Genomic DNA, 21,341 nt, shown 5'->3' with positions numbered 1-21,341 from the left:
GGTCGAAAAGTAAAAATAGAGCTTCGGACAATAAACCCTGGTCTTCGGACAATAAATCAGGGTCTTCGTCCTAGATCGGTTTTCCATCTCACTGATTATCACTTATTTCAGAGAAGAGTAATGGTAGGGCACCAGCATAATCTGACTTAAAAGCAATAAAATGTAAATCCGACCTACCCATTTGCTTTAACTAAAACAAATTGAAATAAAAAGCTCATCAATCTTATTGTACAAAATGGCAGGAATCAGAAATCGATGAGGAGAATAAAAAAATCTAATCAACCTAATTGGAGAATTTTGCTGCAACCTGTGAACGATTAACAAATTATTACGATGCGAGAAATTAATATACTGCCTGTTAAAATGAATTTTTATAAAAAAATTGCTACTGGATTTGCTCTAATATTTATGTTTTTGAGCAGTCAGATAATTGCCCAGATCTACGTTAATGGCTCTTTAGCTACGGGCAATAATGACGGGACGACTTGGGCTGATGCTTATCGTGGGCCTACAGCCTTACATGACGCCTTAACCGCAGCCCTTAGCGGTAATCAAATCTGGGTAGCACGTGGCACCTACTTGCCTAGCCAGCAATGGGAGTTATTTTCTGGAAATACTACAACAGGAGACAACAGACTCGTATCATTCAAAATCACTGATGGTGTAAAGGTATATGGTGGATTCCTTGGCACAGAAACAGCTATTAGCCAAAGAATAAACTTCGGTTTTGGCCAAGCTAATGAAACAATTCTGAGTGGAGATTTAGCTGCAGATGACAATGTCAGTAACACTTTCCCTAGTCTTGCCTATAACAATTACGGAGAAAATGCCTACCATGTAGTGTATACTTATGGAGTTTCTAGTCAGACATTAGTTGATGGGTTTACCATTACAAGTGGTGCTGCCACTGGGACTGGCAACGCTCAAGATGGTGGTGGTTGGTATAACAGTGGGAGGCCAGGAGCCTCTGCACCTGTCATAAAGAATGTTATTTTTTATCGAAACACCGCTACTAATGGAGGCGGAATATATAATTGGGGGCAATTTGACAACGCTATTCCTACGCTTCTAAATTGCCAATTTATTCAAAATCTTGCAGATGCTGGAGGGGGTATGTATAATTTTGCACTTTCAGGTGGAAGCACCATTCCAGAACTTATTAACACAGTTTTTTATCAAAACAGTGCCGGATTTGATGGTGGTGCTGTGTATAACAATGGTAATAATTTTACTGGCACAGCAAGAGTCGAAATTACAAATTGTAGCTTTTTTGAAAATATCACAACCAACTTCAGCTCTTCGGGAGCTGCAATTTATAACTTGGGAAGCTCAGGAACAGGTGGGGATGATATTATAAATATCCAGAACAGTATTTTCTGGCAAAATACGTCTACAGACGGAACGGGTATTCCATATATCAATACATGGGAAAATTCCAATGAAGCCTTACTTAATGTCTCTTATTCCTTAGTGCCAGAAACCAACGTGGTTTTGGCAGGCTATACCGGAACAACTATTGGTACAGGCATGCTTTATACAGCAGATCCTCTTTTTGTTGATACGGACAACAGTGATTTCCGATTGTTCGACAATTCGCCTGCTGCAAATTTGGCAAACCAAGCTCTACTTCCTAATATTAATTACAATTTTGATGGAACATTAAGGTCTAGCTCCGTTCTTGATTATGACATCTCGGGAGATGTGCGAGTGCAAAACGGGCAGCTGAACATGGGTGCTACTGAAACTTTAGTTCCTCCACCAAGCATCCTTATCACCTCTATCAGTCCAACTTCGGCCCCAGTGGGCACTGAAGTGACTATTTCAGGTTCAATGTTTAACCCATCGGGCCCAAATGATATTTTCTTTGGCCCTGTGAAAGTCACAGCCAATGCCAATGCCGCAGGAACCGAAATACTGGTAAATGTTCCAGCCGGAGGATCCTCTGTGACCCCAATAATCGTGAGGAATAATGCTAATGGGCTGCAGGCAAGTTCTATTAACTCTAGCACGCCATTTTTCACCCTAACAGTTCCTGGACCTCTGCCTCTGACAAATACTAGATTCTCAACAACCCAATACTCTAGCAGTATCCAATCTAATACAATTGCTGCGGGTGATTTTGATAATGACGGAGATGTTGATATCATCATAGCTGACAGAACCAACACCAATAACGTTATTCAATTTCAAGAAAATGACGGAAGTGGCGTTTTCTCTACTGGTGCTAACACTGCCCTAGCGAGTGGTGAGGTTAGAAATCTGCAAGTAGCGGACTTTGATGGGGATGGTAATTTAGATATTGCAGCAGGCAAAAACGGAGGTCTTGAACTTTTTCAAGGTAATGGGGACGGTACCTTTACTGCTTTTCCATCACCCGCTTTTTTTTCAACTATTATCAATGATAAAGCAGGATTAGCCATAGCAGATATCAACAAAGACGGCAATATGGACATTATCACCGCTAATATCTCCGATGAAGTTTCAGTATTGCTTGGAGATGGGTCAGGTAATTTTGCCCATGCCAGCTATTCACCCTTTATTCCTGCCGGTTTAGGTGAACCCAGTGCTCTGGATGTGGCAGATTTTAATAATGACGGTTTTTTAGATATTGCACTACTCGATTATAATAATAATCAGGGACATATAATGCTATTTAATGAGGGTGCAGATCTTTTCGATGCCCCTATATCATTTGCTACGGGCTCACGACCTTTCCGATTAGTCACGGGATATTTTAATAGTGATACTAATATGGATTTAGCAATTCTGAATATTACTTCCCCAACTGTTGAAATATATTCAGGAGATGGAGCTGGCAATTTCACAGCATCAGGGAGCCCAGTAGCTATGGGTTCTACTCCTTTCGGCTTAAATCGCGGAAACTTTGATGGAAATGGCACTACTGATATAGTTGTTGGGGGTGGAAACCAGTCAAATTTTCCTGTATTGCAAGGAGACGGAATTGGCGCTGTGAGTTCATTCAGTACTTTTCCACTGAATGTTAGTCCAAGTCGACCCTATGGCGTAATATCAGCTGATTTCAATAATGATGGCATTGCTGATTTAGCAGGAGGTGACCTATCATTTGCCGGTTTCACAGTTGCTATTTGGGTACGACCAGTCATCACTTCAATTTCTCCCAACTATGCTAATGCGGGTGAAACCATCACTATCACAGGAGAAGATTTTACCGGAGTGACAGATGTTAGTTTCGGGGGTACTCCTGCCGAGTCTTATGTTTTTGTCTCTGATACTGAAATAACAGCTGTGGTGGCAGCGGGATCAACTTCAGGAGCTGTAGCAGTCACTACAGCTGATGGCACCGCTAGTCTAGACGGGTTTATGTTTAGTCCTTTTGTTACCACTTGGGTTACTGATAATGGAAGTATCATCATACCCACATCAGGTGGTGGGTATAACTATGACGTTGCCTGGTCCAATCTGACGAATCCAGGCACGGGTGAGGGTTCCTTTTCTGGCCGAACAGGTAATACTACTATATTCGGACTTGCTAATACAGATGTTTATGAGGTGAGAATTTCAGGCGTTTTTCCCAGGATTAATTTCGGAGGTAGCACTTTTCAAAACCAACAAAAAATTAGAAGTATTGAACAATGGGGGAATAACCCTTGGACAAGTATGGAAGGAGCTTTTCACAGTTGCCGCAATATGGTGATAAATGCCGCTGACACTCCTGATCTTTCGAACGTGACTAGTTTGGCGAGCATGTTTGTTGGAGTAAGAGAAGCTACTGCTTTTACCAATACTGATTTGAGTACATGGGATGTTAGTACAATAACTGATATGAGTTACCTTTTCAATTTTGCCTGGTTTTTTAATCAGGATATCAGCAATTGGGATGTGAGTAGTGTAACTAATATGGCATATATGTTTGGCGGTGCTTATGCTTATAATCAACCCCTAAATAGTTGGGATGTAAGCAATGTTGTCAACATGGAACTTATGTTTTTTGAACTAGATGATTTCAATCAGCCCCTAGATCAATGGGATGTGAGTAATGTGCAATTCATGAATGGGATGTTTTCTTACACCAAAGCATTTGACCAGCCATTAAACAATTGGAATGTCAGCAGTGTGACCACTATGCAGGAAATGTTTGGTGGCGCGGAAGTTTTCAATCAGCCCTTAGACTTGTGGGACGTAAGCTCGGTGACGGATATGAGTTTAATGTTTGAAAATGCAAATGTTGTGGCCTTTAACCAGCCCTTGGATAGTTGGGATGTGAGCAATGTCACGCAGATGTGGAGTATGTTCAGTTACAATGATATTTTTAATCAGGACATCAGTGGCTGGGATGTAAGCAACGTAACGGATATGTGGTCAATGTTCCGAGATGCTACCGCTTTTGATCAGAACCTGGGGAATTGGGATGTAGGAAATGTCGCTGATATGGGTAATATGCTTGACAATTCTGGATTATCCACTGCTAACTACGATGCTACTTTGATAGGTTGGTCAAGTTTGCCAAGCCTGCAACCAAGCCTAAGCTTGGGAGCACTAAACCTTAATTATTGCACTGCCAGTAGTGAAAGACAGATTTTGACCAATACACCTAATAATTGGACCATTACTGATGGTAATGCCGCTTGCGATACACCTTCACCAGCCACGATCATTAGCTTTTCCAATACTGGATTAAACCAAACAGAGATGAGTTGGACAAATGGAGATGGCAGCAATAGAATAGTGATTGCGAAAGCGGGCTCCATAGTAGATGCTAACCCAGTCGACTTAATTACTTATACAGCAAATGCCTCTTTTGGCACTGCAGGTACCGAAATTGGTACTGCTAACTATGTAGTGTACAACGGAAATGGCAATAGTGTAACCGTTACAAACTTAAATCAAGGAGAAACCTACTATTTTCAAGTATTTGAATACAATGGCCCTGCGGGACTTGAAGCCTACAATACAGACCCTACTGCAAGTGGAAACCCTGCTTCTGTGACCACTTTTATGCCGCCCTCTTTTACTTCATTCTCCCCTCCTTCTGCTGCTGAAGGTGAAATTGTTACGCTTAGCGGCAATAACTTCACAGGAGCTACATCAGTTACCTTTGGAGGGACTCCGGCTACATTCACTATAGAATCCGATTCTGAGATCAGAGCAGAAGTCGGATCAGGATCATCGGGCATCGTTTCAGTCACTACACCTGGGGGTACTTCGAATTTGTCCGACTTTATCTTTATTCCCGCTCCTGTGATTAATTCCTTCACTCCTGCTTCAGCAACGGCAGGTGAAACAGTAATTATCGAAGGAACAGACTTTAGTAACGTAAGTGTTATATTGATTGCCGGAATAAATGTAACTTCCTTCAACCTTAATTCTGACAGTGAAATAGCTGCCATAGTTCCAGCTGGAGGATCGACAGCAGGTATCACAGTAACGACTCCTGGCGGAACCGTTTCTATTACAGGCTTCAATTATATTGCTACACCTGAAATAGACATTTTTGAGGGCGCTACTAATTTGGCTACGAATGCCACCCTTAATTTTGATGATATTGTAGAAGGTGCTAGTACCTCTAAAATCTTAACTATTGATAATCCAGGACCTGATGACTTAGTGATTTCTGATATTCAGCTATCTGATGGAACTGCTTTTACAGTATCTGGAATAGCGTTGCCAACCACGATCGCAGCACAAACTTCCGCTGATTTTACCCTCACATTTTCCAGTGCAGTAGTGCAAAGCTGGAATGATGTGCTCTCCATCAGCAGCAATGACAGCGATGAAAATCCTTTTAATCTGAATGTAGAAGGGATCGTCCTTCCAACACCAGTTCCAGAAATTGAGGTGAGTAATGCTTCTGTAAGTTTAACTTCTAATGATAATATCAGCTTTGCTGACTTAGTGCAAAATGATCCTTCTGATCAAGTGCTTACCATTACCAATGCTGGAACAGCTGACTTAGTAGTCTCTGACATTCAGTTAAACAATGGAACTGCTTTTTCTATAACTGGAATAACATTACCCGCCACTATCGCAGCCGGGGCTTCAGCAGATTTTACCCTTACATTTTCCAGTGCAGTGGTGCAAAGCTGGTCTGATGTGCTCTCCATCAGCAGCAATGACAGCAATGAAAACCCTTTTAATCTGAATATAGAAGGGACGATCATTCCAACACCAGTTCCAGAAATTGAGGTGAGCAATGCTTCTGTAAGTTTAACTTCTAATGATAATATTAGCTTTGCTGACCTAGTGCAAAATGATGCTTCTGATCAAGTGCTTACCATTACCAATGCTGGAACAGCTGACTTAGTAGTCTCTGACATTCAATTAACCAATGGAACTGCTTTTTCTATCACTGGAATAACATTACCTGCCACAATTGTAGCGGGAGCTTCAGCAGGTTTTACCCTTACATTTTCCAGTGCAGTAGTGCAAAACTGGTCTGATATCCTCTCTATCAGCAGCAATGACAGCGATGAAAATCCTTTTAATCTGAATGTAGAAGGGACGATCATTCCAACACCAGTTCCAGAAATTGAGGTGAGCAATGCTTCGGAAAGTTTAACTTCAAATGATAATATCAGCTTTGCTAACCTGATCCAAAATGACGCTTCTGATCAAGTGCTCACAATTTCTAATTCTGGAACAGCTGACTTAGTAGTCTCTGACATTCAGTTGACCAATGGAACTGCTTTTTCTATCACTGGAATAACATTGCCCGCCACTATCGCAGCAGAAGCTTCCGTAGATTTTACCCTCACATTTTCTAATGCAGTGGTGCAAAGCTGGAATGATGTGCTCTCTATCAGCAGCAATGACAGCGATGAAAATCCTTTTAATCTGAATGTAGCAGGGACGATCATTCCAACACCGACTCCAGAAATTGAGGTCAACAATGCTTCTGTAAGTTTAGCCTCCAATGACAATATCAGCTTTGCTGATCTAGTGCAAAATGACGCTTCTGATCAGTTGCTAACCATTACCAATGCTGGTTCAGCGGACTTAGTAGTCACTGACATTCAGTTAAACAATGGAACTGCTTTTTCTATAACTGGAATAACCTTACCGGTCACGATTGCAGCGGGGGCATCAGCAGATTTTACCCTTACCTTTTCCAGTGCAGTGGTGCAAAGCTGGAATGATGTGCTCTCTATCAGCAGCAATGATAGTGATGAAAATTCTTTTAACTTGAATTTAACAGGAACCATAGTACCACTCCCAACTCCTGAAATAGAGGTGAGGCAGCGGTCAGAACTAATTAATGGAGTAGTCCAGTTTGGTACAGTGAATGAAAATAGTGATGTAAGCTTGTCTTTTGAGATTCTAAACGTAGGAACTGCCAGTCTCCTAATAAGTGAAATAAGCAGTAGCAGTCCTAAATTCACAAGTTCAGGCATTAATTTACCGTTAAGCATCTCAGCAGGTCAGTCCAACTCATTCGACTTACGCTTATCCACTGATCAGGTAGGCGCATTCGAATCTACAATTTCTATTCGCTCAAATGACCCTAACCAAGAGGTTTTCTCATTCAATGTAAGAGCCGTTGTATCGGGGGGCCGGGCTGTAATCATTATCACTAACCCTGATAATTCCACAAATCGAATAGTAATCTCTGAGGAGGATGTAGATTTAGGACAAACAAGTTTTAATCTAAACATTGAAAGGCTTTTTGGGATAGAGAACCTGAGTGATACAGAAGAGCTTATTATTGAAGATATCACTACTGACAACCCACTTTTCACTATTTCCAACATACCTGGATCCATACCGGCAGGAGGATGGGAGCAGTTTTCTCTTACACTTAATTCAAAAAAAGTAGGCTTCAATAGCACTACCATAACTGTCACCAGCAGTATTAATGACTTTTCCTTTAATGTGATTGCAGAGGTGATAAGTGAGGAAGAACCGCAGCTAATCACCTATAATTTAATTACGCCAAACGGGGATGGAAGACATGATCTGCTTTTCATTGAAAACATAAGTCTATTCCCAAATAATACTGTAAGCATTTTCAACAGACTTGGAAATAAAGTATTTGAAATCAGTAATTACGATAATACAACCCATGTTTTTGAAGGTATTGCCAGCAGCGGCCAGGAGCTGATTACCGGCAATTACTATTATGTAATCGACAAAGGTGATGGCAGCCAAAGGATCAGTGGCTTTTTACTTATTAAAAGATAATTCAGATGAAAAAGATTTATAGAATAATTGTAGTTCTTTTTGCTTGCTTTCCTTTAGGCTTAAGTGCGCAACTTGATCCTTTATATAACCAGTACTTTTTTAATCAGGCGATGATTAATCCTGCCTATACTGGCGTGAATGATATATTTAACGCCACCGCTATTAGTAGAACACAGTGGCTGGGAATTGATGGGGCACCTACTACCAATACCTTGAATGTGACATCCTCTGCTTTTAAGAATAAAGTTGGTATTGGAGGCACCATTATTTATGATACCTATGGCATCAACAATAATACAGAATTCAATCTTGCCTATTCCTATAAAATCACCACTCCGCTTGGGCATGTATTCTCCATGGGCTTGCAAGCCGGAATCGTTAATTACAATTATAATTACGACCGACTGACCCTACAATATGTAGATGATGTGGCACTTTTAAACCCACAACAAAATGTAACCAAGGAGAACTTTGGAGTAGGCTTCTGGTATATGAGCAAGGATTACTACATTGGATTATCTGTCCCCCGAATATTTGATATTACCGTCAATGACGGAGGCACAGAAAGTACCCGCTATAGAAGGCATTATTACCTGAGTGCAGGTTATGTATTTGATCAGCTTTTTTCCATCAAGTTTAAGCCTTCTATGATGCTCATGTACATTGATCAAGACAACTATGCGCTTGACCTAAATGCTTCAGTTTTACTAAATGAGATTATATGGCTGGGTGCTTCTTTAAGAAATTTCGGAACTGTGGGCTTAAATACACAAATGAAAGTAGGTGAGACACTCAAACTAGGCTATGCTTTCGAGTTACCTCTTAACAACACTGCCCTAATCGGCTTTGGCACTCATTCCTTAATGGTATCTCTTGATTTTGCTTTATTTGGCAGACAGGGATTGGGAAGAAGGTTTTTTTAAAACAAAAAAAGGCACTCTGCATTACTGCAAAGTGCCTTTTTTGAATTTCTTTAAATTTCAGATTTATTTTCCTGCTTCATATCTTTTCGATACTTCGTCCCAGTTAATTACATTAAAAAATGCTGAGATATAGTCAGGTCTTCTGTTCTGGTAATTTAGGTAGTATGCATGCTCCCACACATCAAGACCTAAAATTGGAGTTCCACCACAGCCTACATTCGGCATAATTGGATTATCCTGATTTGGGGAAGAACAAACTTCTACTTTTCCACCAGAGTGAACACATAACCAAGCCCAACCTGACCCGAAACGAGTTGCAGCGGCATTTGAAAATTCTTCTTTGAATTTATCAAAAGACCCATAAGCTGCATTGATTGCGTCAGCTAAAGCTCCTGAAGGCTCTCCGCCTCCGTCTGGGCTCATGACAGTCCAGAATAATGAGTGGTTGTAATGACCACCACCGTTATTTCTAACAGCCTTGTTGTCACTATTATTTTTAAGCAATTCTTCTAAAGACTTGCCTTCCATATCTGTTCCTTCAACAGCTCCATTTAATTTAGTAACATATCCATTGTGATGCTTCCCATGGTGGATTTCCATAGTTTTTGCATCTATATGTGGTTCTAAAGCATCTTTTGCATATGGTAATGCTGGTAATTCAAAAGCCATAATATTTATAAATTATAGGTTAAACATTTATTAAAAATTCAATTCTTCTTATTTCTCATCTTTGCAAAAAAATCATCGATCAGCTTTTTGCTTTCAGCAGCCATTAGGCCGCTTTTTACTTTTGTTTTCGGATGAATCATATTGGGATTAATTTTAGTAAATCCTCTTTTTTCATCTGCTAAAGCATAAACAATTTCGCTAATTTGTGACCAATTCAGTGCACCAGCGCACATTCCGCACGGTTCTAAACTGACATAAAGCGTACAATCTGTCAGATATTTACCACCTAAATGATTGGCAGCTGATGTAATTGCTAGCATTTCTGCATGTGCCGTTACATCATTCAATCTTTCCGTCTGATTGTAAGCTTTTGCAATGATTTTTTTCTGACAAACCACGACAGCACCAACAGGGATTTCTCCTTCTTCATAGGCTATTTCAGCCTGACGAAGAGCCTCCCTCATAAAGTGCTCGTCAGAATTAACGGTGAGTTCCATTTTATGTTTACCGAAATTTAGTGGTTTCAAACATTTTTTGAGCGATCGGCTTCCACTTAGATTTCAAGTATGGCGGGCAAGAAAAACTAATAGTGACTAAGCCGTTTCTATGAATGGTGTAAAGCAAGTAAGTATAGCGTTTCTCAGCAGAGCGGTTGCCTTCAACATCCGGTTTACCTTCAAACTGATAAGCAGCAAATTCCTTTTCATTTAATTCCACCAATTCCTTTTGCGAAAAATCAATTTCTTGAAATAAAGGCGGTATGCTGGCATCATAAAATTCCTTAAGAAGTGCCACATCACCATCTTGCCAAAAAGTAGGCGAGGCTGTGATAGTGAATTCGACAGCTGATTGTTCGTCAGTCATGGCTACATCAGGAATTCTTGCCCCTAAAAACTTAGCGGAAAGTTCTTGCTGAGTCATCGTTCTGAGTTCAGTAGAAACATCCATACTGAGATAATCAGTTAGTTTTTGCTTTTTTAAAACTGGTTCCTGTACTAGGAAAAACAGTAAAAATATTAAACCAATAGATTTAATCATTTAGTTACTTTTTATATGAATTAAAAAATTATGCACGGATAGCAATTACAGGATCTAATTTCGAGGCCATTCCAGCAGGAACAATTCCTGAGAGCGTTCCTATTATAACCGAAACGCCAACTCCCAGTATTACATTGCCCAAGGAAAGGGTCAATTCTAAACTTCCTAGAGAGAGAAAGCTTAACAAATAAACGAGGAACAGCCCAAACAATCCTCCTAAAACCGAAAGGAAAACTGCTTCAAAAAGAAATTGAAACAGGATAAAGAAATTTTTCGCCCCTAGTGACTTTTGAATTCCAATAATATTGGTTCTCTCTTTAACAGATACAAACATAATATTAGCAATGCCGAAACCACCTACTAAGATAGAAAAGCTACCAATTACCCAACCTGCTATTGTAATTACTCCAAAAATTGAATCAAGGAAATTTGAAAAAGCTTCAGGTCTATTAATTGCAAAGTTTGTATCCTCTCTAGGACGCAATCCTCTTTTCTGTCTTAGTAGGCCTGTTACTTCACCCTCTAAATTTTTCAAGCCCTCATCTTCAGGATATCCTTTCAATGCAATTATAGATTCAACTCCAAAGTTGCCCTGTCCTGAATACATTTTAAAAAAGGTATTATAGGGAACATAACAAAAATCATCAGCACTAGGCGCATTCGTTATACTAGCTCCCTGCTTTTCCATCGTACCAATAACCCTATATTTCAAGCCTCTCAATTTAATTTCTTGTCCTAATGGATCACTTGATGGAAATAAAGTTTTAGCTACTTCAGCACCAATTATGGTTACATTTGCTCCTTTCTCGATTTCTTGCAATCCAAAATAGCGTCCCTTTTCAACAGGAATCTCAAATACGTCCTTATGCTGATAGGCTATCCCCGATACAATTGCTCCGCTCAAACTATTGCTTTCATGCTTTACCGTTACACCAAATCTTTCCGCAAAAATGGTGATTGCACTAGCTTCCTTCGAATTGTTTTTAAGAAACTGATACTCACTATATTGTGCTTTCGGACGATTCACGTATTTCCACCAAGGATAACTTTCACCAAATATCCAGGGGAATTTTTCAATTCGCACCACATCGTCACCCAGAAAGTTAAGACTGTCTTTAATGTTTTTTTCCAATGAATCTACCAAAGTAAATACCGTAATGATTGAAAAAATACCGACAGTAACGCCAAGTAGCGAAAGAATGGTTCTCAATAAATTGGCTCGCAAGGCACTTAAAGCAAAGCGAAAACTCTCCAGAAGCAGATGAATGTAAATCATATGTAAATATAAAAATATAAAGCTACAAGTTTACAAAAACTATTATTAACTTTGCCCTCTTAAATTTTTAAATCTAACCACTTAATACCGTAATATTAAGTATGAAATTATCAGAATTCAAATTCGAATTACCACTTAAATTAGTGGCACAACATCCGGCAGAAGACAGAGACTTAGCAAAACTAATGGTTTTGCACAAAGATACCGGAGAAATTGAACACAAAACTTTTAAAGACATTGTAGATTACTTTGATGAAGGTGACATTTTGGTGACCAACAACACCAAGGTATTTCCTGCGCGTCTTTATGGAAACAAGGAAAAAACGGGGGCTCAAATTGAGGTATTCCTTTTAAGGGAACTTAATAAAGAAATGCACTTGTGGGATGTATTGGTTGATCCGGCCCGAAAAATACGTGTTGGAAACAAACTCTACTTTGGAGATGGTGAATTAGTAGCAGAAGTTATTGACAACACTACTTCAAGAGGTAGAACCATCAAATTTTTATATGATGGTGATGACCAGGATTTCTACAAACTAGTAGACTCTTTGGGTGAGACTCCTCTTCCTAAGTACATTAAAAGACCTGTAGAGGAAGCCGACAGAGAAAGGTTCCAAACAATTTATGCTGAAGAAGTGGGAGCTGTAGCAGCACCAACTGCAGGAATGCATTTTACTCGACAGGTATTGAAAAGAATGGAGCTAAAAGGCATCAAAACCAGCCCGATTACTTTACATATCGGTTTAGGTACTTTCCGTCCTGTGGATGTTGAAGACTTAACCAAGCACAAAATGGATTCGGAAAACTTTAAAGTTCCGGTGAAAACTGCTGAATTGGTGAATGAATCTTTAAATAGCAAGAAAAGAGTTTGTGCCGTTGGTACAACCGCTATGCGTTCCATGGAATCTTCTGTAACTGCAAATAATCGTTTGAAAGAGAATGAAGGTTGGACAGACCGTTTCATCTTCCCTCCTTACGAATTTAAAATTTGTAATGCATTATTAACTAACTTCCACATGCCTGAATCTACATTATTGATGATGGCAGCTGCATTTGGAGGATATGACAATGTAATGAACGCGTATCAGGAAGCGATAAAGCATAAATATAGATTCCTTTCTTATGGGGATGCTATGTTGATTATATAATTAAAACAAATGAAATAAAACTGCTGTGTGCTATTTTTGATGCATGGCAGTTTTATTTTTCTTCGAAACAAACATTTCTTCAATACACGCTGTTAGACCTACATAAATAGCAAATCCAATTTCAGATGACAGTATTACCCTACAAAGACAAGGAATCTAGCAAAAAACAACAAGTGGCGGATATGTTCGACAACATCAGTCACAAATATGATTTCCTTAATCACTTTCTAAGTTTAGGAATAGACATTCGTTGGAGAAAGAAAGCAATCAAATTGTTGAAAGAAATCCAGCCTAAGCAAATTTTGGACATTGCAACTGGTACTGGTGATTTTGCTATCGAATCTTTGAAATTAAATCCTGATCATGTGACAGGGGTTGATATCTCCGAGGGCATGTTAAGTGTCGGAAGAGAGAAACTGAAGAAAAGAAAACTGGATGACAAAATCACATTAACTTCAGGTGATTCAGAAAACCTTCCTTTTGAAGATAATAAGTTTGATGCAATCATCGTTGCTTTTGGGGTAAGAAACTTCGAGAATCTAGAAAAAGGACTGGCAGAGATGTTTAGGGTATTAAGACCAGGCGGAAAAGTGGTGGTATTGGAATTTTCCAAACCTAAAAGCTTTCCGTTTAAACAGCTCTATAATTTCTATTTTAAAAATATCTTACCTACTTTAGGCAAAACAATTTCAAAAGATAATGCAGCCTATACTTATCTACCTGAATCGGTTAAGTCATTTCCAGATGGAAAAGATTTCACTTCGATTTTGGATAAATTAGGCTTCAAAGACACTGTATGCAAACCGCTAACTTTAGGAATAAGCTCAATTTACACGGGGATAAAGTAATCTTATTCGTTCTAGGACTACTATTTAGTTTTCAAGCTTCAGCTCAATATTACGAGAAAGAGAACCTTCCCAACTACGATGAACAGTTGATTCATTATGGATTTTATTTGGGGGGACATACAGCTAATATGAAAGTTAGGTATAACGAAGCTTTCCTTACCAATGAATTTGACTCCCTTCATTCTATAATTCCACAAAGCACACCAGGCTTTACAGTAGGTTTTATTTTCAACTTAAGAATTGCACAATATTTAGACTTTAGAACAATGCCAGGTGTAGGTCTTTACCAATATACACTGAACTATAATACATACGATCAAGCTGAAGAAATCACCTACCAAGGAAAGAAAGAAGCATTTTATGCAGAATTACCTCTTCTATTAAAGTACAAGTCACAAAGAAGAAAAAATTTCAGAGCCTATATGGTCGGAGGGGTAAAGCCATCATTTGAAGTGAGCGGTAAAAGACCATCTGAAATTAACGAAGATGTTTTATTAATCAACACCTTCAATCTAGCTTTGGAGGTAGGTTTTGGAATCGATATCTATTACGAATTATTTAAATTCTCTCCCGAAATCCGCTTTTCAAGAGGTGTGACTAATGCTTTATTTGATAGGCAAAATAGTTACAGCAGCCCTATTAATGAATTGGTTACCAATAGTGTCTCTATTTATTTCCAGTTTCAATAGACAAAACATAATTTTCTAATAACATAATATTAAATGTTTAAGTTAATTTTGTAACTGGTATTAACACTACAGCTATGAAAAAATTAATCCTACTTTTAAGTTTAGTTTCATTATTTGCTATTTCAGAATCAAAAGCTCAATGGCGTTTGGCTGCTGGTATTGATGTATTGAGTACACCTTTCTTCGAAAATATCCCTAAGTATAGATTTGGAGCAGAGGCTCAATATTTCATGGCTAACCGATTTGCTTTAACTGGAGGATTAGAATTTATAGAAAAAGATTTAGGCGGATCAGCAGGTTTCAGATTCTATCCTATCAATCCTGTTTTTCTAAGAATGAGAGGTATATTAAAAAATAATTCAGATTTGGCATTAGGTATGGGTTATGCAATAGGTCTGAATAATAACTGGCGATTGGAAACTATGGCTGACTACTTTGCAGTTAGCAGTGGATTTGCAATAAGAGTAGGCTTAGCTGTAAAATTATAAATTAATAATAGGCGCCATGCTAAAAGTGTCTTCCTTGTCAGAAGGATTGATTCTCAAAATATTAGACACCACCAGGTTCACTAGAATTTTAGATGCTTTATACCGATTCAGTTTTGATATTTCCTGGAACTTTGCCAGCGTTATAGATTCGTGTTCACCCAGATACTCCAACAAGGCTTTTTCTTTTTCCTGAATCTCAAGTATTCTACCTGTTTTCCTTCGTGAAAACTTAATGACGTTCCGAACTTCTTTACTGGCCTGAATACTTTTGTCTGCTAAGCGAACATATGCTTTTCCCCAATCTGTATTTTCATCAGGTAATGCATAGTGGGGTTTCTTCTTACTTTCAGCCACCTCATAGTGAACTACAGCCCTGCTTTCATCTTCATCTAAAGGAATAATATTATACTCATATTTGAGCCTAGGCTTGCAAAGCTTTGTTAATGCTTTATTCAAAACATAGATTTCCTCCTCTGCATATTTCACACCAGGAATATTACCATTATCATCCACACCTATTAGAATGTCACCACCCTTGGTATTAGCAAAAGCCACAAACTCTTTTACTATTTTTTCAGGATGAGCAGCTTTTCTTTTGAACTCAAGTGTATCTCCCTCCCCACGTCTTACCAATCGATATAGGTCTTTTAGCTCCATTGCCAGAAAGTTATATTATCCATAACCAAAAGCGAAAGCAATCGGTTTGACCAATTCTTCTAAATAAAATAATTATGAGGCAAAGATATCTTCGTCCCTCTTAAATGATTTGAACTCCAATGCATTACCACTAGGATCCAAAAAGAACATGGTAGCTTGCTCGCCAGGTTCTCCTTTGAATCGAATATAGGGTTCGATAACAAAATCTGTTTTAGCCTCTTTCAATCTATCTGCCAAATCATGCCACTGTTGCCATTCTAATATCACTCCGAAATGCTTAATAGGAACAGACTTTCCATCCACAGGATTAGCTGCTGGCTCTTGAATAGCATCATCTGTTAAATGGGCGGTGATTTGGTGTCCATACAAATCAAAATCTATCCATCTTTCAGATGTACGACCGATTTTACAATTCAATACTTCTTCAAAAAACTGGCGAGTTGCATTTAAATCCGTCACAGGAAATGCCACATGAAAAGGTCTGATATTCTTCATTTTATGATATTTTATATTTTTAACTGGTAGATTTAAATACTTTATTATCACAGATTCTGGTCGGTGTGCCACCGACCGGGGCAGCACCATGGTTGGTGGCACACCAACCATTTTAGTTTGAAGTTAGTAAATAATGTATTCCCATCTCCATTGAAGAAAGATTAAGGATAGCTTGCCAGCTTTTGGCTTGGAAGCTTAAAAAAAAGCAGTCAGTTAAAGTATATTCAACTGACTGCTTTATATTTCAATAAAAATTTTAGACGCCTTCTGCCTGTACTTCTTTCACATCATTAGGCAACATTCTTTTTAAAAGATTTTCAATCCCTGCCTTTAATGTAATAGTAGAAGAAGGGCATCCGCTGCAAGCTCCTTGCAATAAAAGATTTACTCTTTGAGTATCCTTTTCATAAGAATGGAAAGAAATCGCCCCACCATCCTGCTCTACTGCAGGCTTAATGTATTCATCTAAAATATTCTTGATTTGCTCTTCCAGTTCAGCATTTTCGCTGGTATTGGTTTCTTCAAATAAGTCTTTTGCTTGCAATTCGATTACTCGCTTGCCAGACTCCAAAAACTCTTTAATGGTATCCTTTACATCATTTTGAATTTCTACCCATTCGTACTCTGGCTTCTTTGTAACCGTAATGAAATTGCTCATATAAAACACCCTGTCTACATATTCCTTTTTGAAAAGGATTTCTGCTAATGGGGCTTGAGCTGTATCTTCTATAGATGGAAAATCGAATGAATCCCCTTCAGGCACCAACATTTGGTTAGTGGCGAATTTCAAAGAATTCGGATTTGGATTGGCTTCCATGTAAATGGTAACAGGTTGTTGTGTCTGCGTACTCATCTTTTTAAGTTAAATTTTTCAAATTATTTATTTGCAGGAACGTCATCAGGAACATTAAGTTCACCTTCAGACTTAGCAATTAATGTAGAAACAGTAGCATCGCCTGTAACGTTCACCACTGTCCTAAACATATCTAAAATTCTATCAACTGGAAAAATAATGGCTACCCAAGCAGGATTCAATCCTACAGAATTTAAAACGATAATCATCATGACTAAACCAGCACTTGGTACAGCTGCAGAACCAATAGAAGCTAATGTGGCGGTTAAAACAATAGTCAACTGCTGACCTAAAGTTAAATCAACCATATGCAATTGAGCTAAGAAAACCACTGCAATAGCTTGATACATACTGGTTCCATCCATATTGACTGTTGCACCTATTGGAAGCACAAAACTGCTTATCTTTTTAGATGCTCCCATATTTTCTTCTACACATTCCATGGTTACTGGTAATGTAGCGGCACTACTAGAAGTTGAAAAAGCCAAAAATTGAGCAGGGCTTATTCTTTTTAAGAATTCCCTGTAAGATAACTTTTTGATAAACATGGATACGATCAACGGATATAACACGAATATCATAAATAGTAATCCTACTAATAAGGTGATAGAATAACTTCCGAGTCCTTTGAAAATTTGCAGGACTTGTGCTGGTGTATCCGCCATTTTGGCTATTACCCCTGCCAAAAGTGCGAAAACAAAAAACGGAGCCGCTTTCATAATGATATCCACCATTTTCAGGATCACTTCATTAGCACCATTTACAAAACTAATCACACCTCCTACTTTATCATTAGGCAACATAGCCAAACAGATTCCAAAGAATAAAGCAAAGAAAATAACCTGTAGCATATTGGCATTACTGCTAAAAGCCCCAAATACATTTTCGGGCACCATATCAACGAAAAACTTCAAAGGCCCTTGACTAGTTGTTTCTTCTGCAGATTGAGATAATTGGTCTACTCTGTCATTTGATGAAGCAGCTACACCTCTTAATGAATCCATTGCATCCTCACTCATTGTTGAATTCACTAAATCCTGATACTCTTGTTCCTTCAGGAAAGAACGCCCATCTTTTGGTCTGGGAACATCAGGATTTTCACTCACCCATAATTCATATTTAATTCTATTTTTAACTCTTTGTTCTTCATTAACGAACTTTCCTGGCTTTACTAAATTCACTAAAGTCAAACCAATGCCAACCGCCAGCACAGTAGACATTAAATAGAATACAAGCGTCTTTAAACCGAGTTTACCAAGTTTATTAATATCTGTTAAGCTAGATACACCACTAATAATAGATAACAAAACCAATGGGACAGCTATTGCTTTTAATACTCTAATAAATATAGTTCCAAATGGATCGATCCAGTCAATTGTAAACTGATTCCAGCCTAAATAGCTAGATATAAAAGCCCACACAATTCCTAAAACCAAACCAATTATAATCCTAATATGTAATGGTAATTTTCTCATCAAATTTTATTTGTTTTAGCCCTTAACATAAAATCAGCAATTGTTAACGCAGCCATCGCCTCCACAATGGGTACTGCCCTTGGCACTACGCACGGATCATGCCTTCCCTTGCCTTTTACTGTTACTTTGTTTCCATCTTTATCAATACTCTCCTGATCATTCATGATTGTGGCAATAGGTTTAAAAGCCACATTAAAATAAATATCTTGCCCATTTGAAATACCACCTTGAATTCCACCTGAATGATTGGTTGTTGTTTTCACTTTGCCATTTTCAGTTTCGAAGCGATCATTATGCTCAGAACCGTACATTTTAACCCCTTCAAAACCACTTCCATATTCGAAGCCCTTTACTGCATTAATGCTTAGCATTGCTTGCCCTAAAATAGCATGTAATTTATCAAAAACTGGTTCTCCTAATCCTACCGGAGTTCCTGTAATTACACAACTGACAATTCCGCCAATAGTATCTCTACTTTTTCTAGTGTCATCAATATGCTGAATCATTTTGTCAGCCATCGTTGGATCAGGACAGCGCACTATATTTTCTTCAGCTTTGTTCAAATCCATTTCTTGATATTGCTTTTCAAGCTTTAAACTTCCAACTTGAGAAACATATGCTTGAATATTGATTCCAGCTTGTTCTAAATACATTTTAGCAATGGCTCCTGCTGCTACTCTCGCTGCAGTCTCCCTAGCAGAACTTCTACCACCTCCTCTATAATCGCGAACACCATATTTTTCTTGATAGGTGTAGTCTGCATGAGAAGGTCTATAGCTATCCTTAATGTGAGAGTAATCTTTACTTTTTTGATTAGTATTTCTGATTCCTAAAGCAATTGGGGTTCCAGTAGTTACGCCATCAAAAATACCTGACAAAATCTCAACCACATCTTCTTCTTTTCTTTGGGTAGTAATTTTCGATTGACCTGGTTTTCTGCGCTGCATTTCAGATTGCAAAAATGCTTCATCAACCTTCACTCCAGCAGGACAGCCGTCAATGATAACACCTATTCCCACCCCGTGAGACTCCCCATAAGTGGTGATTTTAAAGATTTTTCCGAAACTATTGCTCATTTATACAAAAATTGATGCGCAATTTAGGACTTTTTCAGTAAGATGAACAACGAAAGTGAAAAAGCCACTACAAGAAATATGTTAAATACCCATTTCCAGATTTCAGTGGTCTGGTGAGATTGCAATTGATTTGATACTCCATCAATTCTGTCATAGAATAATCCATCAGAAGAAGCTTGCTCGATATTGACATTTGCCATGCTCTCACCACTTACCTTTATTTTATAATCAGATTTTAAAGTGTCGTATTTGCTTGTTGAGGTATTGAAAAATATGAACTGAAAATAATCAGACAAATCATATTCTCCAGGCTCTTTAGGAATCATATAATATCGAAAAGCCTTGGATCCTCTAACTGAAACTCCACTTCGAGTAATATTCTCACTTACATTAGGAGAATAAATTTCAAATTCTTTTTCATTTTTCACATCCGGCTCTGTAATCCCTGAAATATTTCCAACCCCTTTAACAGAAAATTCATATTGAAAGCTTTCACCAGTGTTTAAATCAGTGGAATTAAGATTTTCGGAAAGCTGATAATTCCCTACAGACACCTGGTCTTTTAATGGATGATCCGGTAATGGTTTTACTTTTATCGATTTCGGCTTAGAATAGAAGGTTTTGAAGGTTTCTTTTCTATTCTGACCAAAGAAGCTTCGGCTTTTGGCTACTTGATATTTAATCATTTCCAAGCCTACTTTCGGAAATTCTATATCTTGCTCACCCAAAGGGAAAAATGTTGCTTGAAAGATTTTATATACGCTGTATCTCTTCCCTCCAATATTAACAGGTTCAGCAGTAATATTTTCGATATTAAAATTTTCTTCCCATACATTATTAGGTCTGATTTCACGTAAAATATCAGATAGCTGATTAGTTAGGTCATGAAACTGCAAGGGTGCTCTGTTTTCATTAGACACATAAAATGCTAAAGTAGTATTCACACCCTCTCCCACATATATTTCATCTTTATCAGTGGTAAGCGCAAAGAAGGCATCCTCCTTTAAATTGACAAATTCTTCTGGCTCATCCCTTCTTCCAAAGAAATCCTCGAAGGGGTCACTCCCAAACGGATCGTACCGTCTATTTTGATTTTGTTGTTTTGCAGGACCAACTACAACTTTCTTTCCAGGCGAACTGATCACTTTTCCATTCACATTTATACTAAATGCTGGAATATTGATGGTTCCTTCCCTTTCCGGAACATAAGTTTGCGTAATACTTTGGCTTCTGCTGACCTGACCATTAAAAATGTTAGTTGAAGAACTGCTGGAAGTTCCTCTTTTTACTAAACCAGGAATATCAGGAAACTTATCGTATGATTTCAAAGTTTCACCCTGAACTTTTATTGTAATGGTAAAAGCTTCATTTACAGCAATCCTATCAGGTCCTAACTCAATAGAAATATCTTGAGCAGCAAGCCCAAAACTACCACAAAACATTACTGAAAATATAATTGAAAAAAATTCTAACCTAAACTTCATTTTTATCGTATTTTGATTCAAATACTTTTAGAAACCGAACGTTAAAATTAGTGTTTAATTTTCGA

At 38.3% G+C, this 21,341-nt stretch carries 16 protein-coding genes; 6 read left to right on the top strand and 10 right to left on the bottom strand.

From position 1 onward, the window contains the following. Nucleotides 1-363 precede the first annotated feature (363 nt). Both FTRAC_RS19410 and FTRAC_RS14900 read left to right on the top strand, forming a co-directional pair. Complete coding sequence (locus FTRAC_RS19410) at nucleotides 364-8,157, top strand: BspA family leucine-rich repeat surface protein (protein ID WP_185094411.1); 7,794 nt, start codon at nucleotides 364-366, stop codon at nucleotides 8,155-8,157. Between the two features lie 5 nt (nucleotides 8,158-8,162). Then, entirely contained in the window at nucleotides 8,163-9,080 is a 918-nt protein-coding gene (locus tag FTRAC_RS14900; protein ID WP_013455101.1) for a PorP/SprF family type IX secretion system membrane protein, read from the top strand. Between the two features lie 63 nt (nucleotides 9,081-9,143). On the opposite strand, the gene FTRAC_RS14895 is transcribed toward FTRAC_RS14900, so the two are convergent. From FTRAC_RS14895 to FTRAC_RS14880, 4 genes are read right to left on the bottom strand one after another with little or no spacing between them, the layout of a single operon-like run. Then, nucleotides 9,144-9,749, bottom strand: coding sequence for a superoxide dismutase (locus FTRAC_RS14895; protein ID WP_013455100.1), 606 nt, complete (start codon nucleotides 9,747-9,749; stop codon nucleotides 9,144-9,146). A 38-nt stretch (nucleotides 9,750-9,787) separates the two neighbouring features. Next, a complete protein-coding gene (locus FTRAC_RS14890) occupies nucleotides 9,788-10,246 on the bottom strand; it encodes a nucleoside deaminase (RefSeq protein ID WP_013455099.1) in 459 nt (152 codons plus the stop codon). Between the two features lie 7 nt (nucleotides 10,247-10,253). Next, nucleotides 10,254-10,787, bottom strand: a complete 534-nt coding sequence (locus FTRAC_RS14885) for a hypothetical protein (RefSeq protein WP_013455098.1) — start codon at nucleotides 10,785-10,787, stop codon at nucleotides 10,254-10,256. A 28-nt stretch (nucleotides 10,788-10,815) separates the two neighbouring features. After that, nucleotides 10,816-12,063: an ABC transporter permease gene (locus FTRAC_RS14880; protein WP_013455097.1), complete on the bottom strand. Its 1,248-nt coding sequence runs from the start codon at nucleotides 12,061-12,063 to the stop codon at nucleotides 10,816-10,818. A gap of 101 nt (nucleotides 12,064-12,164) precedes the next feature. Here FTRAC_RS14880 and queA point away from each other — a divergent pair, with 101 nt between their 5' ends. From queA to FTRAC_RS14860, 4 genes are all read left to right on the top strand, one after another. Next, the gene (gene queA / locus FTRAC_RS14875) at nucleotides 12,165-13,211 is read left to right on the top strand and encodes a tRNA preQ1(34) S-adenosylmethionine ribosyltransferase-isomerase QueA (protein ID WP_013455096.1); all 1,047 of its coding nucleotides are present in this window, start codon (nucleotides 12,165-12,167) and stop codon (nucleotides 13,209-13,211) included. 125 nt (nucleotides 13,212-13,336) lie between these two features. After that, nucleotides 13,337-14,059, top strand: coding sequence for a bifunctional demethylmenaquinone methyltransferase/2-methoxy-6-polyprenyl-1,4-benzoquinol methylase UbiE (gene ubiE / locus FTRAC_RS14870; protein ID WP_013455095.1), 723 nt, complete (start codon nucleotides 13,337-13,339; stop codon nucleotides 14,057-14,059). Then, the gene (gene porT / locus FTRAC_RS14865; RefSeq protein ID WP_013455094.1) at nucleotides 14,008-14,748 is read left to right on the top strand and encodes a type IX secretion/gliding motility protein PorT/SprT; all 741 of its coding nucleotides are present in this window, start codon (nucleotides 14,008-14,010) and stop codon (nucleotides 14,746-14,748) included. The genes ubiE and porT overlap by 52 nt, the downstream gene beginning before the upstream one ends. 74 nt (nucleotides 14,749-14,822) lie before the next feature. Beyond that, nucleotides 14,823-15,236, top strand: coding sequence for a hypothetical protein (locus tag FTRAC_RS14860; protein ID WP_013455093.1), 414 nt, complete (start codon nucleotides 14,823-14,825; stop codon nucleotides 15,234-15,236). Here the strand turns inward: FTRAC_RS14860 and FTRAC_RS14855 are convergent. From FTRAC_RS14855 to FTRAC_RS14830, 6 genes are all read right to left on the bottom strand, one after another. Beyond that, the gene (locus FTRAC_RS14855; RefSeq protein ID WP_013455092.1) at nucleotides 15,231-15,893 is read right to left on the bottom strand and encodes an AlbA family DNA-binding domain-containing protein; all 663 of its coding nucleotides are present in this window, start codon (nucleotides 15,891-15,893) and stop codon (nucleotides 15,231-15,233) included. The genes FTRAC_RS14860 and FTRAC_RS14855 overlap by 6 nt on opposite strands. 72 nt (nucleotides 15,894-15,965) lie before the next feature. Then, nucleotides 15,966-16,388, bottom strand: a complete 423-nt coding sequence (locus tag FTRAC_RS14850) for a VOC family protein (RefSeq protein WP_041649892.1) — start codon at nucleotides 16,386-16,388, stop codon at nucleotides 15,966-15,968. 256 nt (nucleotides 16,389-16,644) lie between these two features. Then, nucleotides 16,645-17,241: a NifU family protein gene (locus tag FTRAC_RS14845; protein WP_013455090.1), complete on the bottom strand. Its 597-nt coding sequence runs from the start codon at nucleotides 17,239-17,241 to the stop codon at nucleotides 16,645-16,647. Between the two features lie 23 nt (nucleotides 17,242-17,264). Then, nucleotides 17,265-18,716 (bottom strand): dicarboxylate/amino acid:cation symporter, encoded by a 1,452-nt coding sequence (locus FTRAC_RS14840; RefSeq protein ID WP_013455089.1) that lies wholly within the window; start codon nucleotides 18,714-18,716, stop codon nucleotides 17,265-17,267. Then, nucleotides 18,716-19,792 (bottom strand): chorismate synthase, encoded by a 1,077-nt coding sequence (gene aroC, locus FTRAC_RS14835; protein WP_013455088.1) that lies wholly within the window; start codon nucleotides 19,790-19,792, stop codon nucleotides 18,716-18,718. Before aroC ends, FTRAC_RS14840 begins: the two co-directional genes overlap by 1 nt. 23 nt (nucleotides 19,793-19,815) lie before the next feature. After that, nucleotides 19,816-21,276, bottom strand: coding sequence for a BatD family protein (locus FTRAC_RS14830; RefSeq protein WP_013455087.1), 1,461 nt, complete (start codon nucleotides 21,274-21,276; stop codon nucleotides 19,816-19,818). Nucleotides 21,277-21,341 lie beyond the last annotated feature (65 nt).

The sequence above is a fragment of the Marivirga tractuosa DSM 4126 genome, assembly GCF_000183425.1.
GTDB classification, from domain to species: Bacteria; Bacteroidota; Bacteroidia; order Cytophagales; family Cyclobacteriaceae; genus Marivirga; species Marivirga tractuosa.
This window is presented reverse-complemented; position numbering and strand designations above follow the sequence as displayed.

What these genes read in the sequence shown, in the direction of transcription:
- FTRAC_RS19410 (WP_185094411.1), top strand. Translation starts at nt 364, where the DNA reads ATGAATTTTTATAAAAAAATTGCTACTGGATTTGCTCTAATATTTATG.
- FTRAC_RS14900 (WP_013455101.1), top strand. Translation starts at nt 8,163, where the DNA reads ATGAAAAAGATTTATAGAATAATTGTAGTTCTTTTTGCTTGCTTTCCT.
- FTRAC_RS14895 (WP_013455100.1), bottom strand. Translation starts at nt 9,749, where the DNA reads ATGGCTTTTGAATTACCAGCATTACCATATGCAAAAGATGCTTTAGAA.
- FTRAC_RS14890 (WP_013455099.1), bottom strand. Translation starts at nt 10,246, where the DNA reads ATGGAACTCACCGTTAATTCTGACGAGCACTTTATGAGGGAGGCTCTT.
- FTRAC_RS14885 (WP_013455098.1), bottom strand. Translation starts at nt 10,787, where the DNA reads ATGATTAAATCTATTGGTTTAATATTTTTACTGTTTTTCCTAGTACAG.
- FTRAC_RS14880 (WP_013455097.1), bottom strand. Translation starts at nt 12,063, where the DNA reads ATGATTTACATTCATCTGCTTCTGGAGAGTTTTCGCTTTGCTTTAAGT.
- queA (WP_013455096.1), top strand. Translation starts at nt 12,165, where the DNA reads ATGAAATTATCAGAATTCAAATTCGAATTACCACTTAAATTAGTGGCA.
- ubiE (WP_013455095.1), top strand. Translation starts at nt 13,337, where the DNA reads ATGACAGTATTACCCTACAAAGACAAGGAATCTAGCAAAAAACAACAA.
- porT (WP_013455094.1), top strand. Translation starts at nt 14,008, where the DNA reads ATGCAAACCGCTAACTTTAGGAATAAGCTCAATTTACACGGGGATAAA.
- FTRAC_RS14860 (WP_013455093.1), top strand. Translation starts at nt 14,823, where the DNA reads ATGAAAAAATTAATCCTACTTTTAAGTTTAGTTTCATTATTTGCTATT.
- FTRAC_RS14855 (WP_013455092.1), bottom strand. Translation starts at nt 15,893, where the DNA reads ATGGAGCTAAAAGACCTATATCGATTGGTAAGACGTGGGGAGGGAGAT.
- FTRAC_RS14850 (WP_041649892.1), bottom strand. Translation starts at nt 16,388, where the DNA reads ATGAAGAATATCAGACCTTTTCATGTGGCATTTCCTGTGACGGATTTA.
- FTRAC_RS14845 (WP_013455090.1), bottom strand. Translation starts at nt 17,241, where the DNA reads ATGAGTACGCAGACACAACAACCTGTTACCATTTACATGGAAGCCAAT.
- FTRAC_RS14840 (WP_013455089.1), bottom strand. Translation starts at nt 18,716, where the DNA reads ATGAGAAAATTACCATTACATATTAGGATTATAATTGGTTTGGTTTTA.
- aroC (WP_013455088.1), bottom strand. Translation starts at nt 19,792, where the DNA reads ATGAGCAATAGTTTCGGAAAAATCTTTAAAATCACCACTTATGGGGAG.
- FTRAC_RS14830 (WP_013455087.1), bottom strand. Translation starts at nt 21,276, where the DNA reads ATGAAGTTTAGGTTAGAATTTTTTTCAATTATATTTTCAGTAATGTTT.